The sequence below is a fragment of the Escherichia sp. WS568 genome (assembly GCF_046486085.1).
Lineage (GTDB): Bacteria > Pseudomonadota > Gammaproteobacteria > Enterobacterales > Enterobacteriaceae > Escherichia > Escherichia coli.
Genome location: NZ_JBJQMC010000003.1, coordinates 69,614 through 84,986, shown reverse-complemented (window position 1 = coordinate 84,986; position 15,373 = coordinate 69,614). Strand labels below are relative to the sequence as shown.

The window sequence follows — 15,373 nt, the reverse complement described above, 5'->3', positions numbered from 1 at the left end:
CAACGATCCTGCCCATGTCAGGATCGTTGATCGAACAAATCACTCACCCGCCAGCGCGCGCGGGAATAGTACATTGTTTTCCAGACTGATGTGCTCCATCAGGTCATCAATCAGTTCATTAATGCCGTTATACATCGCTTTCCAGGTGGTGCAGGCTTCCGGCGGCGGTGTGACGTTATTGGTGGTGTGTTTGATCACTTCCAGCAGTTCGCCCGCTTCATCGTGCTCGCTTTCCATTACGCTGATTGGCCCCATTGCCTGGCTGCCCATGCCTTGTTTGATCATCGGGAAGAGAATTTGCTCTTCTTTCATCATATGGCTGGAAAGCTCTTCATGCAGCATAGTCAGGTATTTTGTCAGCCCTTTTGGCACACTTGGTTTGTCGGCGTGAACGCGCTCGACTTTAGTCGCTTGCAGGATCAGCTCCGGCAGCTGCTCGCGATGGCGATCGTGATAGCGCACAATAATGTGGTCGATGATTTCCGCCAGCGGGGCGCTACGCCAGTCTTTCTCAATCGGTTGTTCAGCAAGCTTTGCCAGTTCGGCTTCAATGACGTCAACATCCAGTTCTTTACGTGCCGCCGCGCGCGCCAGCGTCTGCTTACCGCCACAGCAGTAATCCATATCATATTTACGAAACAGAGCCGAAGCGCGAGGAATAGAGAGCGCCAGTTCACCTAAAGGTTGGTCGCGATAAGCCATAGCTGATACCTCATTCTTAATAAGATAAGATGCATTTTAAATGCATCTTTAAGGCAAAAGCTATAACCCTTACGTAGCAGAGGCTTATTTAACTCACTGCCAGCGTGTCAACTTTCTGAGACAGATTCAGTTAAAGGTTTTTCTGGTTTTGCTCTGACCGCGATGACCACGCCAATCACTAACAGCGCGATACCGCTCAGCGTCATTAGCGGCGGCATTTGCTGGCGGAGTAAAAAGGTGTACAGCAAACCTGCCAGCGTTTCGAAAACAATCAGCGGCCCGAGAATCACTGTCGGTAATCGCTGGCTGGCGACGTTCCAGCAGAGTGCGCCAACCCATGAGCAAAGCACGGCTATCGCAACCATCAGACTAATAAACACCAGCGGACGGGGGCCAAAGGGTAAGGAGAAGTCCGGCGTTTGCATATTCAGCCAGTAACAGGCGACGAGATAGCCGATGAGAGAAACCGGCAGCGTGACCAGCGCCTGCGCCGTCGCCCACATCATTGGATGTTTGTCGGGATTTTCCCGCAGCCAGCGGGCGTTGCGCAGGGCATACCATGCCCAGCAGACCACGGAAACTAACGCTAGCACGATGCCTGAGGTATAACGTGCCCAGTCAAAATCGGGGAGTCCGTGGTTTAACTCAGCAATATTCACACACGCCAGGCCGATGCCAATACAAATCAGTGCCGGGGCGAGTTTTCCCCACGCGAGTTTGCCGTCGCGCTGGCTATAAAGCAGATTGGCAAAAACGGGAATCACCACCGGCAGGGTGCCGATAATCATCGTGGAAACAGGCGCGCCAGTACGTTGAATGGCACTGGCAAGGCAGAAGTAATAGATGAGGTTGCCCATCATAGTGAGCATCAAGGCGGTAAGCCAGTCGCGACGCGCCAACTGACGCAGACGCACGCGTCCCAGCCAGGCAATGGGTAGCGCAATTAACCCTAACGCCAGATAACGCCCCATCGACTGCAACATCGCCGGGTATTCCGGCACGATCAACGGCCCGACAAAAATAAGCCCCCACATCAACCCTGCTAATAGGGCGTACAGCACGCCGCTAATCATTACTGGCATCCATTGATCTGTCAGAAGAAAGTTCAGGAAGCAGACATGATTGCTCCCGGCATCCCGTCATTATCAGAGAGGATGCGGGAGGATGCCACTTTAATTAACTAGTTATTAACATTAAAAAGATGGCTTACGCTTTCGGCTAACGTTGTCGTTGGGCGGCCAATCAATTTGCTAAGCGTTTTGCTGTTATCAAACAGACCACCTTTCGATGCGCCAACGTCAGAATCCGCCAGCATATCCGCCAGTCCGTCAGGCAGTCCGACGCTTTTCAGTGCCGCGGCGAAATCAGCTTCACTCAGATTTTGATAGGTAACCTGTTTGCCGCTCTGTTTGGTGAGTTCCGCCGCTAACTGTGTCAGTGTCCAGGCGCTATCACCTGCCAGTTCATAAACCTTGCCTTCGTGACCTGCTTCGCTAATCACGCGTGCCGCAGCTGCCGCATAATCTGCCCGCGTTGCTGAGGCGATTTTGCCATCGCCCGCCGCACCGATAAATACGCCGTGTTTCAGTGCTGCCGGGGCGCTGGCGAGGTAGTTTTCGCTGTACCAGCCGTTGCGCAGCAGGGTGTAAACGATGCCAGAATCAGCCAACATTTTCTCCGTCTCAATGTGCTCATCGGCGAGGCCGAGCGGAGATTTATCCGCGTGAAGCAGACTGGTATAAGCGATAAATTTCACACCAGCCGCCTTTGCGGCATTAATAACATTACGATGCTGCGGGGCACGTTGACCCACTTCGCTGGAAGAGATCAGCAGTAGTTTTTCCACTCCCTGAAGCGCAGATGTCAGTGCGGCTTCATCGCCGTAATCAGCCTGACGCACGGTAATGCCTTGTGCTGTCAGTGCCTGGGCTTTTGCCGGATTACGAACGATAGCCACTATTTGGCTGGCAGGAACCGTTTTCATCAAGGATTCAATAACATAGTGACCAAGTTGGCCGGTTGCGCCGGTAATTGCGATCATGGGAAGCCTCCATCGGTTTGTCTTGTGTTTAAATACGCTACCACCTAAACTTACTTTTAGTAAGTACGTACAAAAAGGTAAGTATGAAATGAGTCAGGTTAGCCTGTCGCAACAACTGAAAGAGGGTAACCTCTTCGCCGAACAGTGCCCGTCGCGCGAGGTGTTGAAACACGTCACCAGCCGTTGGGGGGTGTTGATTCTGGTGGCGCTACGCGAAGGTACTCATCGCTTTAGCGACCTGCGGCGCAAAATGGGCGGGGTGAGTGAAAAGATGCTTGCGCAGTCGTTACAGGCATTAGAACAGGATGGTTTTCTTAACCGTATCGCGTATCCGGTGGTGCCGCCGCATGTGGAATATAGCCTCACGCCGCTGGGCGAGCAGGTGAGCGAAAAGGTTGCTGCACTGGCGGACTGGATTGAGTTGAATTTGCCCGAGGTGTTAGCGGTGCGGGATGAACGTGCGGCATAACTGCCGGATGCGCTGCGCTTATCCGGACTAAGGTTCATGGCTTGTAGGGCGGATAAGATGCGTCAGCATCGCATCCGCCAATAAATGCCGGATGCGGTTGATGATTTGCAGGCCGAAAAAGAAGTGTATTACTTACTCAGATCCACCTGATAAATTGCAAACCCGATATCATCGGTCGCGACTTTATTCATCGGATACTGCCCTTTTTCTTTAATAAACGCTGCGGCTTTATCTGACGGAGAGGTTTCGAAACGGATATCCAGTTTCTTATCGCCGGCTATCGGTGCTAAACGCCAGTTGTTATCTGCCGCCGGGTGAATTTCCCCCGCACGTTTCGACTCATCAGCAATCCACGCTGCCAGCACCGAGCGGTTCTCATCCGGTGAAGCAAAAGCGATATGGCTGTCGCCCGTACCGGCAAATTTGCCGCCGTAAGCGCGATAGTTATTGGTGGCAACGAGGAACATGGCGTTCGGATCAATCGGCTTGCCGTTAAAGGTCAGGTTCTTAATCCTTTCCGCATTGGCATTAATCATCTGGCACTCGCCGTCATAACGGGCGGGCTGGGTAACATCAATCTGATAATTCACACCATCAATCACATCAAAGTTATAAGTGCGGAAACCATCCCAGTTAATGAGTGACTGTGGTTTCGTGCTGTTAGGATCAATCTGGTTAAACTGTCCGGCAGAGCATTCCAGCCACTCTTTCACCTCTTTACCGCTGGCTTTCACCACAATCAGCGTATTGGGGTAGAGATAAAGATCGGCGGCATTACGGAAAGTCAGCTGACCTTTTTCCACCTCCACATAGCTTGCCGGGTCATTTTTGCGACCACCAACTTTAAACGGTGCGGCAGCTGAAAGCACTGGCAGTTTTGCCAGATCCGGATCGCCCTGAATGTAATGCTCGACATACGCTTTTTGCGCGTTGTTCACCACCTGCACGGTCGGATCGTCCTGCACCAGTGCCAGATAGCTATACATATTGTCGGCAGATTTACCGATTGGCTTGCTGACGAACTGGCGTGTGGCATCGTGATCGGCTTTGAGTGTTTCTACCAGCTTGCTGTCTTCCGCCGCGAGGGATTTTTTATTAGCGATGTCGTAAATCGGTCGTGCTTCCGCTTTCGCCTGTGTTACCTGCCATTTACCGCTGTCATTACTGAGTTGTAAGTCGACCACACCAAGATGATCGCCCCACATGCCTGGCATTACCGCCGGAACACCATTCAGCGTGCCTTTCGCGATATCAGCTCCTTCGATATCAGCAAAATCTTTACCCGGGAAAACGGCGTGAGCATGGCCAAACATAATGGCGTTAACGCCCGGAATTTCACTGAGGTAATAAACTGAGTTTTCCGCCATCACTTTATACGGATCGGCAGACAGCCCGGAATGCGCCAGAACGACAACGACATCGGCACCTTTCTCGCGCATTTCAGGCACGTATTTGCGCACGGTTTCGGTAATATCATTCACCGTCACTTTCCCGGATAAATTAGCTTTATCCCAGCCCATGATTTGCGGCGGTACGACGCCAATATAGCCAATCTTCAGCGTCTGTTTTTTTCCGTCTTTATCGACCACTTCGGTGTCTTTAATTAAATACGGTGTAAACATTGGCTGTTTGGTTCTGGCGTCAATGACGTTGGCATTTACATAAGGGAATTTCGCTCCCGCCAGCGCATTTTTCAGGTAATCCAGACCGTAGTTAAACTCATGGTTGCCAAGCGTGCCGACGGTATAGTCCAGCGTATTTAATGCCTTATAGACCGGGTGAATATCACCTGCTTTTAATCCTTTCGCCGACATGTAATCTGCCAGCGGACTCCCCTGAATCAAATCGCCGTTATCGACCAGTACGCTGTTTTTCACTTCATTGCGGGCATCATTAATCAGGCTTGCCGTACGTACCAGTCCGAATTTTTCCGTGGCGGTGTCTTTGTAATAATCGAAATCCATCATGTTGCTATGCAGATCAGTGGTTTCCATGATACGCAGATCGACCGTCGCTGCATTCACACTGGCGGCAATCAGCGTGGCCAGGAGCGTTGCGCTAAACTTAATCATCAGGGACATCCTTTTATCATCGGGAATACGAAAGAAAAGGGAGAATAAACGTATTACTTATAGAACAGTGAAGAATGCCACAATTTTACGCTTTGAAAATGATGACACTATCACAGTTGGCGCATTCATTAACGATAGGGTATAAGTAAAACAATAAGTTAACACCGCTCACAGAGACGAGGTGGAGAAATGTTAGATCAAGTATGCCAGCTTGCACGGAATGCAGGCGATGCCATTATGCAGGTCTACGACGGGACGAAACCGATGGACGTCGTCAGCAAAGCGGACAATTCTCCGGTAACGGCAGCGGATATTGCCGCACACACCGTTATCATGGACGGTTTACGTACGCTGACACCGGATATTCCGGTCCTTTCTGAAGAAGATCCTCCCGGTTGGGAAGTCCGTCAGCACTGGCAGCGTTACTGGCTGGTAGACCCGCTGGATGGTACTAAAGAGTTTATTAAACGTAATGGCGAATTCACCGTTAACATTGCGCTCATCGACCACGGCAAACCGATTTTAGGTGTGGTGTATGCGCCGGTAATGAACGTAATGTACAGCGCGGCAGAAGGCAAAGCCTGGAAAGAAGAGTGCGGTGTGCGCAAGCAGATTCAGGTCCGCGATGCGCGCCCGCCGCTGGTGGTGATCAGCCGTTCCCATGCAGATGCGGAGCTGAAAGAGTATCTGCAACAGCTTGGCGAACATCAGACCACGTCCATCGGCTCTTCGCTGAAATTCTGCCTGGTGGCGGAAGGACAGGCGCAGCTGTACCCGCGTTTCGGGCCAACGAATATTTGGGATACCGCCGCTGGTCATGCTGTGGCTGCGGCTGCCGGAGCGCACGTTCACGACTGGCAGGGTAAACCGCTGGATTACACTCCGCGCGAGTCGTTCCTGAATCCGGGGTTCAGAGTGTCTATTTATTAATTAATTTATGCAGCAGGTCCATCACTTGCTGCACCTCTTCCTGAGTAAGCGCCCCGTCTTTGGCCCATTGCACGCGACCGTCTTTATCCAGCACCACTACAGCGGAACTTTTTTCATCCAGCTGCCAGGCACCGCGTGCGACGCCATTGCTATCAACAATAAACTGCGACCAGGGATAAAGCTTTTTATTACTCTCCAGACTGCTGCGCACAAACATGCCGGAACCCGGAATTGCGTCGTCGGTGTTAACAATGGTGGTGGTCTGGTAACGATCGTGCGGTAACTTTGCTGATTTAATCGCTTCAATCAGCGTCGCGTTTTTCTCTTTTGCAGAGGTGCGACCAGCAATATGTTGCAGTACTCGCACTTTTCCCACTAACTGCGCGCTGTTCCAGGTTTTGTAGCTAAACTGATCTTTATCAAGCACCAACTCGCCACGATCGGTGATGCCAATCGGCGGCACTCGCTGACCGGTTTCGAACTGATGTGCGGAAGCCATCATCGGCAACAGCAGGCAGGTGAGTGCCAGAATCTTGCGTAGGGTCATGGTGTTTCCTTCTTATGATATGCAGGTGATCCGACCACTTGGGTCTGAGTTTTAATCATATGTGCTATTTATCGAATTTCCCGCAAGTGTGATGCCAGTTTGCGGTCAAGCGCACAAATCATATGAAAAATGAATGCTTATACTGAAGACCGCGCTTCGGTAAAAAGATAATTCTGAATAATTGTAACCTTTAGGTAAAAAAAGTTATACGCGGTGGAAACATTGCCCGGATAGTCTATAGTCACTAGGCATTAAAATTTGCGCCTCATAATCGTTGGGCCGATTGTGGCACCGCACAGGCGTAATACTCAGCAGGAGATAACAATGAAAATTTTCCAACGGTACAACCCACTTCAGGTGGCGAAGTACGTAAAGATCCTGTTCCGTGGACGGTTATACATCAAGGACGTTGGCGCTTTTGAATTTGATAAGGGTAAGATTCTTATCCCAAAAGTGAAGGATAAGCTGCATTTGTCAGTGATGTCCGAAGTTAACCGTCAGGTTATGCGTCTGCAAACAGAGATGGCTTAACCAAAGTGCTATGCAGTAATAAGACGGCTCCTGATTCAGGAGCCGTTGATGTTTCTGGGGGTTACGCGACGCTTTCTTCTTTATCTTTAGCGTCAGGCAGTTTTGGCGAAAGGGCGGTGGCCTTGCTGTCGATCCGGGTCACCAGCAGTTGGTCGATACGGTAGTTATCGATATCCACCACTTCAAATTTGTAGCCGGCGAATTTCACCGAATCGGTGCGTTTCGGGATCTTACGCAGCATAAACATCATAAAGCCGCCGATGGTTTCGTAGTTGCCCGACTGCGGGAACTCGTCAATATCCAGCACGCGCATGACGTCGTCAATCGGGGTGCCGCCGTCAATCAGCCATGAGTTCTCATCACGGGCGACAATCTGCTCTTCCAGCCCCTGACCGACCAGATCGCCCATCAGCGTGGTCATCACGTCGTTGAGGGTGATGATCCCCACTACCAGCGCGTACTCGTTCATGATCACCGCGAAGTCTTCACCTGCGGTTTTAAAACTTTCCAACGCTTCTGAAAGGGTTAACGTATCCGGCACAATCAGCGTGTTGCGAATTTGTACGCCGCTGTTCAGTGCCAGGCTTTGGTTAGCCAGCACGCGGTTCAGCAGGTCTTTAGAATCGACATATCCGATGATGTGGTCAATATCTTCATTACAGACGAGAAACTTAGAGTGCGGATGTTCCGCCACCTTATTCTTCAGACTTTGCTCATCTTCGTGGAGATCAAACCAAATCACGTTTTCACGCGGTGTCATTGAAGACGGAACGGTACGGGATTCCAGCTCAAAGACGTTTTCAATCAGCTCGTGTTCCTGTTTACGTAACACGCCTGCCAGCGCACCGGCTTCCACTACCGCGTAGATGTCATCAGAAGTGATGTCATCTTTACGTACCATTGGCAGTTTGAAAATACGGAAGATTATGTTCGCCAGTCCGTTGAAGAACCACACCAGCGGGGTGCAAACGTACAGGCAGAAGCGCATCGGGTTGATGATACGCAAAGCCACAGCTTCTGGCGCAATCATACCGATGCGTTTCGGGGTTAAATCCGCAAACAGGATAAACATGCCAGTCACTAACGAGAAAGAGAGAATAAAGCTCAGTTGCTCAGAGAGTTCTGCCGACATATAGCGGGAGAACAGGCTGTGAAAAGCTGGAGAAAATGCCGCATCACCGACGATACCGCCGAGAATCGCCACTGCGTTCAGACCGATTTGGACCACGGTAAAGAACATGCCGGGATTTTCCTGCATATTCAGAACGCGTTGGGCATTTATATTGCCTTCATCAGCCAGCAGTTTAAGTTTGATTTTGCGTGAGGCGGCAAGCGAGATCTCGGACATCGAGAAGAACGCACTTACAGCGATCAAACAGAGTATGACTAAAATACTGTTTAACATATCTTATCCGACCTTTCAGGCCAGATCCTCGGAAGGGGAAGTTGATTAATTTGTGTGAAATACACATTGAAAGCCGATTCGAAGAAAGTGAACCGGCATTTTCAGTGGCTAGTATAGCGTAAGGTACTGTAAAGCCGCCAGAGGGTTAAAATTCAGACAGCTGAAAAATGAAAAACTGGCTGATGCGCTATGCCGAACAGGCCTACGCAGTCCCCACAATTTATTGATTTTGGACGATTTTGTAGGCCTGGTAAGGCGTTTACGCCGCATCCGGCATAGACAAATAGCACTTTATCAACAATCTACATTTGTACCCGTAACGCTATGCTTCCGGCGGCAGACAGACGCCAATTCCGCAAATTCCACAGTAACCATACGGGTTTTTATGCAGATATTGCTGGTGGTCATCTTCGGCATAATAAAACGGTGTGGCGTTAGCGATTTCCGTGGTGATGCGACGATCGTCATCGGCGGCAAGCATCGCCGCCTGAAAACGTTCCAGACTGGCGCGAGCGGCGGCATCCTGTTCTGGGGTCAGAGGATAAATCGCTGAACGATACTGCGTACCGTGGTCATTGCCCTGACGCATTCCCTGGGCGGGATCGTGATTCTCCCAAAATACTTGTAGCAACTGCTCATAGCTGATGACGGATGGATCGTAAACAATGCGCACCGCTTCGGCATGGCCAGTATCGCCGGAGCACACTTCCCGATAAGTCGGATTTGGCGTATAGCCGCCGGTATAGCCTGCGGCGGTGCTGTAAACGCCGGGTAACTGCCAGAACAGACGCTCCACACCCCAGAAACAACCCATCGCAAAAATGGCAATCTCCATTCCGTCAGGTACATTGGTCATTGAGTGACCGTTGACCGCATGCAGCGTGGCTACGGGCATCGGGGTGTTACGTCCAGGCAGGGCATCGGCGGGGGAAACCAGATGCTTTTTATCAAATAAACTCATGGTGTCGCTCTCCCGAAAATCGGTCATTGGGGTTAAGGTTGTAACAAGAGGCGTATTTGCACACAATAACCGCTGTGAATAGGTCTAAAGTAAAACATAAGAAATATTTGGGGTTTAGTCTGCTTTTTAATCCATATTACTGGATTTTTGTTAAGCCGTTTAACGGCGTTCCAGGGGCAGGAAAAAAGGATATTCAGGAGAAAATGTGCGCTATATCCGACAGTTATGCTGTGTAAGCTTACTCTGCTTAAGCGGATCTGCCGTCGCCGCGAACATCCGTCTACAGGTCGAGGGGTTATCGGGACAGCTGGAAAAGAACGTTCGTGCGCAGCTTTCTACGATTGAAAGTGATGAAGTGACGCCAGACCGTCGCTTTCGCGCACGCGTCGATGATGCCATCCGCGAAGGTCTGAAAGCGCTGGGTTATTACCAGCCGACCATTGAATTTGATCTCCGTCCACCGCCAAAGAAAGGGCGTCAGGTATTGATCGCCAAAGTCACGCCAGGCGTGCCGGTGTTAATTGGCGGCACCGATGTGGTATTGCGCGGCGGCGCGCGGACCGATAAAGACTATTTGAAATTGCTCGATACTCGCCCGGCTATTGGTACGGTACTGAACCAGGGCGATTATGAAAATTTCAAAAAGTCCTTAACCAGCATTGCGTTGCGTAAAGGTTATTTCGATAGCGAATTTACCAAAGCGCAGCTGGGCATTGCGCTCGGCCTGCATAAAGCCTTCTGGGATATTGATTATAACAGTGGCGAACGTTACCGCTTTGGGCATGTGACCTTTGAAGGATCACAAATCCGCGATGAATACCTGCAAAATCTGGTGCCGTTTAAAGAGGGCGATGAGTACGAATCGAAAGATCTGGCAGAGCTGAACCGTCGACTTTCTGCTACCGGCTGGTTTAACTCGGTCGTAGTGGCTCCACAATTTGATAAATCGCGCGAAACGAAAGTATTACCATTGACGGGCGTGGTTTCGCCGCGAACTGAAAACACCATCGAAACCGGGGTCGGTTACTCTACGGACGTGGGACCGCGCGTGAAAGCGACGTGGAAAAAGCCGTGGATGAACTCTTATGGTCACAGTCTGACCACCAGTACCAGTATTTCCGCGCCGGAACAGATCCTCGACTTCAGCTATAAAATGCCGCTGTTGAAGAATCCACTGGAACAATATTATCTGGTGCAGGGCGGTTTTAAGCGCACTGACCTGAACGATACCGAGTCTGACTCCACTACGCTGGTGGCTTCTCGCTACTGGGATCTCTCCAGCGGCTGGCAGCGTGCCATTAACCTGCGCTGGAGCCTCGATCACTTTACCCAGGGTGAAATTACCAACACCACGATGCTGTTTTATCCTGGGGTGATGATTAGCCGCACGCGTTCTCGCGGTGGCCTGATGCCAACCTGGGGCGACTCGCAACGCTACTCTATCGACTACTCCAACACGGCCTGGGGCTCAGATGTCGATTTCTCCGTTTTCCAGGCGCAGAACGTCTGGATCCGCACACTGTACGATCGCCATCGTTTTGTGACACGCGGCACGCTGGGCTGGATTGAAACGGGTGATTTCGACAAAGTACCGCCGGATCTGCGTTTCTTCGCCGGGGGCGATCGCAGTATTCGCGGCTACAAATACAAATCAATCGCTCCGAAATACGCCAACGGTGACCTGAAAGGGGCCTCGAAGTTGATAACCGGATCGCTGGAGTACCAGTACAACGTGACCGGAAAATGGTGGGGCGCGGTGTTTGTCGATAGCGGCGAAGCGGTAAGCGATATTCGCCGCAGCGACTTTAAAACCGGTACCGGGGTCGGCGTGCGCTGGGAATCGCCGGTCGGGCCAATCAAGCTCGATTTTGCCGTACCGGTCGCGGATAAAGACGAGCACGGGTTACAGTTTTACATCGGTCTGGGGCCAGAATTATGAGTTTATGGAAAAAAATCAGCCTCGGCGTGGTTATCGTTATCTTACTGTTGCTGGGATCGGTGGCGTTTCTGGTGGGCACCACTAGCGGCCTGCATCTGGTATTTAAAGCGGCGGATCGCTGGGTGCCAGGACTGGATATTGGCAAGGTCACCGGCGGCTGGCGCGATCTCACCTTGTCTGACGTTCGTTATGAGCAGCCAGGCGTGGCGGTAAAAGCGGGCAATCTGCATCTGGCGGTCGGGCTTGAGTGCCTGTGGAACAGTAGCGTTTGTATTAATGACCTGGCGCTGAAAGACATTCAGGTCAACATCGACAGTAAAAAAATGCCTCCTTCTGAACAGGTTGAAGAAGAGGAAGATAGCGGTCCGCTGGATCTCTCCACGCCGTATCCCATTACCCTGACACGGGTGGCGCTGGACAACGTCAACATCAAGATTGATGACACCACGGTATCGGTGATGGACTTCACCTCCGGCCTGAACTGGCAGGAGAAAACTCTGACCCTGAAACCGACGTCGCTGAAAGGCTTGCTGATTGCCTTGCCGAAGGTGGCGGACGTGGCGCAGGAAGAAGTGGTCGAACCGAAGATTGAAAATCCGCAGCCTGATGAAAAACCGCTCGGCGAAACGCTGAAAGATCTCTTTTCTCGCCCGGTATTGCCGGAAATGACCGACGTGCATTTGCCGCTTAACCTGAACATTGAAGAGTTTAAGGGCGAGCAGCTGCGCGTGACGGGTGACACGGACATCACCGTGAGCACCATGCTGCTGAAAGTGAGCAGCATCGACGGTAATACTAAACTGGACGCCCTGGATATCGATTCCAGTCAAGGGATCGTCAACGCCAGCGGCACGGCGCAGCTGTCAGACAACTGGCCGGTGGATATCACCCTCAACAGCACACTGAACGTGGAGCCGTTGAAAGGTGAAAAGGTGAAGCTGAAAGTGGGCGGCGCGCTGCGCGAACAGCTGGAGATTGGCGTAAACCTTTCCGGTCCGGTGGATATGGATTTACGCGCCCAGACGCGACTGGCGGAAGCCGGATTGCCGCTCAACGTGGAAGTGAACAGCAAACAGCTTTACTGGCCGTTCACTGGTGAGAAGCAGTATCAGGCGGATGATCTGAAACTGAAACTCACCGGTAAAATGACCGATTACACGCTCTCTATGCGAACGGCAGTGAAGGGACAGGAGATCCCGCCAGCCACCATTACCCTTGATGCCAAAGGTAATGAACAGCAGGTCAATCTCGACAAACTTACCGTCGCGGCGCTGGAAGGGAAAACTGAACTCAAGGCGTTGCTCGACTGGCAGCAGGCAATTAGCTGGCGCGGTGAGCTAACGCTTAACGGCATTAACACCGCCAAAGAGTTCCCGGAGTGGCCGTCGAAACTCAATGGCTTGATTAAAACCCGCGGTAGCCTGTACGGCGGTACCTGGCAGATGGAGGTGCCAGAACTGAAGCTGACCGGTAACGTCAAACAGAACAAAGTGAACGTTGACGGCACGCTGAAAGGCAACAGTTATATGCAGTGGAAGATCCCAGGGCTGCATCTGGAACTGGGGCCAAACAGTGCCGAAGTGAAAGGCGAGCTGGGGGTAAAAGATCTCAATCTTGATGCCACCATCAACGCGCCGGGGCTGGATAACGCGCTGCCGGGGCTTGGCGGTACAGCGAAAGGGCTGGTGAAAGTTCGCGGCACGGTGGAAGCGCCACAACTACTGGCAGATATCACCGCGCGCGGCCTGCGCTGGCAGGAACTTTCCGTGGCGCAGGTTCGCGTGGAAGGCGATATCAAATCCACCGATCAGATTGCGGGTAAACTTGACGTACGCGTTGAGCAAATCTCGCAGCCCGATGTGAGTATCAACCTCGTCACCCTGAATGCCAAAGGCAGCGAAAAACAGCACGAGTTACAGTTGCGGATTCAGGGCGAGCCGGTTTCCGGGCAGCTTAATCTGGCAGGAAGTTTTGATCGCAAAGAAGAACGCTGGAAGGGAACTCTTAGCAATACCCGCTTCCAGACGCCGGTCGGCCCGTGGTCGCTGACCCGCGATATTGCGCTGGATTACCGCAATAAGGAGCAAAAAATCAGCATCGGGCCACACTGTTGGCTTAACCCGAATGCGGAATTGTGCGTGCCGCAAACTATCGATGCGGGGGCCGAAGGGCGTGCGGTGGTGAATCTCAACCGCTTCGACCTCGCCATGCTGAAACCGTTTATGCCAGAAACCACTCAGGCCAGCGGTATCTTCACGGGTAAAGCGGACGTTGCCTGGGACACCACGAAAGAGGGGCTGCCGCAGGGCAGTATCACCCTTTCGGGGCGTAATGTGCAGGTAACGCAAACCGTCAACGATGCGGCGCTGCCCGTGGCGTTTCAGACGCTGAATCTGACGGCGGAATTGCGTAACAACCGTGCCGAATTGGGCTGGACCATCCGCCTGACCAATAACGGCCAGTTTGATGGACAGGTGCAGGTGACCGATCCGCAAGGCCGCCGTAATCTTGGTGGCAACGTCAATATCCGTAACTTCAACCTTGCGATGATAAACCCTATCTTTACCCGTGGGGAAAAAGCTGCGGGGATGGTGAGTGCCAACTTACGTCTGGGTGGTGATGTGCAAAGCCCGCAGTTGTTTGGGCAGCTACAGGTTACGGGTGTGGATATCGACGGCAACTTTATGCCGTTTGATATGCAGCCGAGCCAGCTTGCGGTCAACTTTAGCGGTATGCGCTCGACGCTTGCCGGTACAGTACGGACCCAGCAGGGTGAGATCTACCTGAACGGCGACGCCGACTGGAGCCAGATTGAAAACTGGCGGGCGCGGGTAACAGCGAAGGGCAGTAAAGTGCGTATCACCGTGCCGCCGATGGTACGAATGGATGTATCACCAGATGTTGTATTCGAGGCTACACCAAACCTGTTTACCCTCGATGGTCGCGTGGATGTCCCGTGGGCGCGCATCGTGGTGCATGAGCTGCCGGAAAGCGCGGTGGGCGTCTCCAGCGATGTGGTGATGCTTAACGATAACCTGCAACCGGAAGAGGCAAAAACGGCGTCGATTCCGATTAACAGCAACCTGATTGTCCACGTCGGCAACAATGTGCGCATTGACGCCTTTGGCCTGAAAGCGCGGCTGACGGGCGATCTTAACGTCGTACAGGATAAACAAGGGCTGGGCCTGAACGGGCAGATCAACATCCCTGAAGGGCGCTTCCATGCCTATGGTCAGGATCTGATTGTGCGTAAGGGTGAGTTACTGTTCTCTGGTCCGCCGGATCAACCGTATCTTAATATCGAAGCTATTCGTAACCCGGATGCTACAGAAGACGACGTAATCGCCGGAGTTCGCGTCACTGGTCTGGCGGACGAACCGAAAGCGGAGATCTTCTCTGACCCGGCGATGTCGCAACAGGCTGCCTTGTCTTATTTGCTACGTGGACAAGGGTTGGAGAGCGATCAGAGCGACAGTGCGGCGATGACCTCGATGCTGATTGGTCTGGGGGTTGCACAAAGTGGTCAGATTGTGGGTAAAATCGGCGAGACGTTTGGCGTAAGCAATTTAGCGCTCGACACCCAGGGAGTAGGCGACTCCTCCCAGGTGGTGGTCAGCGGCTATGTATTGCCAGGTCTGCAAGTGAAATACGGCGTGGGTATATTTGACTCTATAGCAACACTCACGTTACGTTATCGCCTGATGCCTAAGCTATATCTGGAAGCCGTGTCTGGTGTAGACCAGGCACTGGATTTGCTCTATCAGTTCGAGTTTTAG

At 52.1% G+C, this 15,373-nt stretch carries 12 protein-coding genes; 5 read left to right on the top strand and 7 right to left on the bottom strand.

All coding sequences use genetic code 11. The annotated features are described in order from the left end of the window. Nucleotides 1-39 precede the first annotated feature (39 nt). The 3 genes from ytfE to qorB form a co-directional block, all read right to left on the bottom strand. Entirely contained in the window at nt 40-702 is a 663-nt protein-coding gene (gene ytfE, locus ACJHWR_RS04550; protein ID WP_000331451.1) for an iron-sulfur cluster repair protein YtfE, read from the bottom strand. A 107-nt stretch (nt 703-809) separates the two neighbouring features. Continuing rightward, nucleotides 810-1,775 carry a DMT family transporter gene (locus ACJHWR_RS04545; protein WP_001572291.1) on the bottom strand — a complete coding sequence of 322 codons (966 nt, stop codon included), beginning with the start codon at nt 1,773-1,775 and terminating at the stop codon, nt 810-812. A gap of 107 nt (nt 1,776-1,882) precedes the next feature. After that, on the bottom strand, nt 1,883-2,743 hold the full coding sequence (gene qorB, locus ACJHWR_RS04540) for an NAD(P)H:quinone oxidoreductase (RefSeq protein WP_000560583.1): 861 nt from the start codon (nt 2,741-2,743) through the stop codon (nt 1,883-1,885). An 88-nt stretch (nt 2,744-2,831) separates the two neighbouring features. Between qorB and ACJHWR_RS04535 the strand changes: the two genes are divergently transcribed. Continuing rightward, nucleotides 2,832-3,212 carry a winged helix-turn-helix transcriptional regulator gene (locus tag ACJHWR_RS04535; protein ID WP_001317588.1) on the top strand — a complete coding sequence of 127 codons (381 nt, stop codon included), beginning with the start codon at nt 2,832-2,834 and terminating at the stop codon, nt 3,210-3,212. A 128-nt stretch (nt 3,213-3,340) separates the two neighbouring features. Here ACJHWR_RS04535 and cpdB read toward each other — a convergent pair whose 3' ends face one another. Continuing rightward, the gene (cpdB, locus tag ACJHWR_RS04530) at nt 3,341-5,284 is read right to left on the bottom strand and encodes a 2',3'-cyclic-nucleotide 2'-phosphodiesterase (RefSeq protein WP_000589431.1); all 1,944 of its coding nucleotides are present in this window, start codon (nt 5,282-5,284) and stop codon (nt 3,341-3,343) included. A gap of 189 nt (nt 5,285-5,473) precedes the next feature. Here cpdB and cysQ point away from each other — a divergent pair, with 189 nt between their 5' ends. Continuing rightward, on the top strand, nt 5,474-6,214 hold the full coding sequence (cysQ, locus tag ACJHWR_RS04525; RefSeq protein WP_000886909.1) for a 3'(2'),5'-bisphosphate nucleotidase CysQ: 741 nt from the start codon (nt 5,474-5,476) through the stop codon (nt 6,212-6,214). Here cysQ and ACJHWR_RS04520 read toward each other — a convergent pair. Next, a complete protein-coding gene (locus ACJHWR_RS04520; RefSeq protein ID WP_000175289.1) occupies nt 6,204-6,761 on the bottom strand; it encodes a YtfJ family protein in 558 nt (185 codons plus the stop codon). The genes cysQ and ACJHWR_RS04520 overlap by 11 nt on opposite strands. 324 nt (nt 6,762-7,085) lie before the next feature. Here ACJHWR_RS04520 and ACJHWR_RS04515 point away from each other — a divergent pair, with 324 nt between their 5' ends. Further along, nucleotides 7,086-7,292 (top strand): DUF1107 domain-containing protein, encoded by a 207-nt coding sequence (locus tag ACJHWR_RS04515; protein WP_000689228.1) that lies wholly within the window; start codon nt 7,086-7,088, stop codon nt 7,290-7,292. 61 nt (nt 7,293-7,353) lie between these two features. Here the strand turns inward: ACJHWR_RS04515 and ACJHWR_RS04510 are convergent, their stop codons facing one another. Then, a complete protein-coding gene (locus tag ACJHWR_RS04510; protein ID WP_000935036.1) occupies nt 7,354-8,697 on the bottom strand; it encodes a hemolysin family protein in 1,344 nt (447 codons plus the stop codon). Nucleotides 8,698-9,019: 322 nt separating this feature from the next. After that, the gene (gene msrA / locus ACJHWR_RS04505; protein WP_012311599.1) at nt 9,020-9,658 is read right to left on the bottom strand and encodes a peptide-methionine (S)-S-oxide reductase MsrA; all 639 of its coding nucleotides are present in this window, start codon (nt 9,656-9,658) and stop codon (nt 9,020-9,022) included. Nucleotides 9,659-9,863: 205 nt separating this feature from the next. Between msrA and tamA the strand changes: the two genes are divergently transcribed. Then, nucleotides 9,864-11,597 carry an autotransporter assembly complex protein TamA gene (gene tamA / locus ACJHWR_RS04500; protein ID WP_001269298.1) on the top strand — a complete coding sequence of 578 codons (1,734 nt, stop codon included), beginning with the start codon at nt 9,864-9,866 and terminating at the stop codon, nt 11,595-11,597. After that, a complete protein-coding gene (gene tamB / locus ACJHWR_RS04495; protein WP_000060872.1) occupies nt 11,594-15,373 on the top strand; it encodes an autotransporter assembly complex protein TamB in 3,780 nt (1,259 codons plus the stop codon). The genes tamA and tamB overlap by 4 nt, the downstream gene beginning before the upstream one ends.

Coding starts and splice junctions, on each gene's coding strand:
- ytfE (WP_000331451.1), bottom strand. CDS start 702: ATGGCTTATCGCGACCAACCTTTAGGTGAACTGGCGCTCTCTATTCCT.
- ACJHWR_RS04545 (WP_001572291.1), bottom strand. CDS start 1,775: ATGATTAGCGGCGTGCTGTACGCCCTATTAGCAGGGTTGATGTGGGGG.
- qorB (WP_000560583.1), bottom strand. CDS start 2,743: ATGATCGCAATTACCGGCGCAACCGGCCAACTTGGTCACTATGTTATT.
- ACJHWR_RS04535 (WP_001317588.1), top strand. CDS start 2,832: ATGAGTCAGGTTAGCCTGTCGCAACAACTGAAAGAGGGTAACCTCTTC.
- cpdB (WP_000589431.1), bottom strand. CDS start 5,284: ATGATTAAGTTTAGCGCAACGCTCCTGGCCACGCTGATTGCCGCCAGT.
- cysQ (WP_000886909.1), top strand. CDS start 5,474: ATGTTAGATCAAGTATGCCAGCTTGCACGGAATGCAGGCGATGCCATT.
- ACJHWR_RS04520 (WP_000175289.1), bottom strand. CDS start 6,761: ATGACCCTACGCAAGATTCTGGCACTCACCTGCCTGCTGTTGCCGATG.
- ACJHWR_RS04515 (WP_000689228.1), top strand. CDS start 7,086: ATGAAAATTTTCCAACGGTACAACCCACTTCAGGTGGCGAAGTACGTA.
- ACJHWR_RS04510 (WP_000935036.1), bottom strand. CDS start 8,697: ATGTTAAACAGTATTTTAGTCATACTCTGTTTGATCGCTGTAAGTGCG.
- msrA (WP_012311599.1), bottom strand. CDS start 9,658: ATGAGTTTATTTGATAAAAAGCATCTGGTTTCCCCCGCCGATGCCCTG.
- tamB (WP_000060872.1), top strand. CDS start 11,594: ATGAGTTTATGGAAAAAAATCAGCCTCGGCGTGGTTATCGTTATCTTA.